This window comes from Segatella copri, from assembly GCF_003465495.1.
Taxonomy (GTDB): domain Bacteria; phylum Bacteroidota; class Bacteroidia; order Bacteroidales; family Bacteroidaceae; genus Prevotella; species Prevotella copri_G.
Genome location: NZ_QSAV01000001.1, coordinates 175,797 through 177,655, shown reverse-complemented (window position 1 = coordinate 177,655; position 1,859 = coordinate 175,797). Strand labels below are relative to the sequence as shown.

1 protein-coding gene is annotated in these 1,859 nt (G+C 41.4%); it reads right to left on the bottom strand.

The genetic code is table 11. The features are described from left to right. Positions 1 to 203: 203 nt before the first annotated feature. Positions 204 to 1,760 carry an IS1182 family transposase gene (locus tag DWV53_RS00585; RefSeq protein WP_118150918.1) on the bottom strand — a complete coding sequence of 519 codons (1,557 nt, stop codon included), beginning with the start codon at positions 1,758 to 1,760 and terminating at the stop codon, positions 204 to 206. Between the last annotated feature and the right edge of the window lie 99 nt (positions 1,761 to 1,859).

Here is a 1,859-nt window from a genome sequence, read left to right as displayed (position 1 = left end):
GAGGGTGTGTCATAAGTCTATGGCGCACCCTCTTTTATGTTATTTATTGCATAATCCTAGAAGTATCGTAGCCTATTCCAAAAAGGGAATCATATAATATCGTCTGCAAATTTTACTTTTTCCGATCTTCTCTATTATAAACAGGCAGGAAGTTCACAAAAGGGCATAGTTATCCCTGACGATAAAAAAAACAAAATTGAGTTTTATCGTTTTATACCCAAATATTTCTTCAAATTGAATCCCATTCCGAACAATCCTAGATCCATATAAACCTTGTCCATTCCAAAATGCCTGAATCGCTTATAATGCATATCCGCCTTCATCTGCCCAAATACAGCTTCCGGCTCTATCGGTCGCTGGCTTCTGTGTTTCAAGCCCTCTTCAGACGTTAGTAGCAGGAAGGCTTCCTTTTTATATGCATTCAGTTTATGGTTGACATATATGGTTCTGTTGCCTTTGGATTTCTTGCAGAGACTTCCAAGCGGACATCCATCACATCGTTGTGCTCTATATAATGTAATGACAGACACATAGCCGGAGTCACTTTTCGTTTGCCGTTGTCCACAAGGTTCCATGTGTTGTCCCATGGGGCAGACATAATAGTCATCATCCTTGTTGTAGTAGAAGTTCGCTTGGTTGAAGGCATCCTCCTTGAAAGGCTTATGCTGTTCCTTGTGAAACCAGTTGTACTTTACATAACCCATCATCTCTTCCATCTCTAGGTACTCGTAGTTCTCCTCCGAGCCATACCCTGAGTCTGCGGTGACGCTCTTGGATTGCTTTCCATATCTTTTCTTGTACTTATCCAAAAAAGGCTTGAAGGTCAGGGTGTCTGTTGGATTGGGATAAAGGGCGAAATTCGTCCAATATTGATTCTCTGTCGCAATTTGAAGGTTATAGGCAGGCTTTGTCTGCCCATTGTTCATGGCATCTTCCTTGAGGCGCATGAAGGTCGCATCGGGATCAGTCTTGGAGTAACTGTTTCTCTCGCCCAGTATATCCAGTGATTTTTCATACTCACACAGTTTGTCCGAGACTTTGAACAAGTGATCTATCTGAGTATTTAGCTTTTGCTTCTCTCTTCCTGTAAGCTTTGCCTTAGGAAGGTTCTTCGCTTGCCTCTCACACAAACGTGCACTTCTCTTTACATCCTTGGCGGAAGTGGCTGGCTCGCAGTCTTCTTCCTTAATGTCACTCCCGCCATTCAGGCGAATTTGTTCTTTTATCTGAGCCAATGCAGCAGAGGTCTTTTCCAAGAGCTTAGCCCTGTTCTTTTCCACAGTCTTCTTCCATACAAACGTGTACTTGTTTGCTTTCGACTCTATCTTAGTACCATCAACATATTGTTCCTCCAGACTAATCACGCCCTTTTCAACCAATATGGAGACGACTGCATCAAAATAAAAGTCGATGCATTTAATCATATGATTGGATCTAAAGCGGTTGATTGTTGCGAAAGATAGTTGCTTACCTCCACAAATCCACATATAGCGAACATCGTATTTAAGTGCGTCTGCTATGCCACGACAGGAATAAACGCCATTGATATAGGCAAAAACAACTAAACTTAGAAGCATCTTCGGACTATAAGGAGGAGCACCAATCCCATCATAGGTATCCATGAGAGGGTTGATGTCCATACTGCGAATAATATGATCCACCATACGAACTTTGCTGTCTTTTGGCACATAATCATCGAAAGAGTTAGGAAAAAAGCTCAATTCGTGCCGAGTTTCAGATTTTATTTGTATCTTTGCCATACTTAAAGAAGTTTTCTGCAAAGATACAAATCTTTTGCGGAAAGGCAAAGCCCGAGCTTGTGAAAGTTTGGGCTTTGTTGTAAATAAAAACAATTTTTT

Bases quoted from the DNA above. Each gene is read 5' to 3' on its own strand.
- DWV53_RS00585 (WP_118150918.1), bottom strand. From the start codon at position 1,760: ATGGCAAAGATACAAATAAAATCTGAAACTCGGCACGAATTGAGCTTT.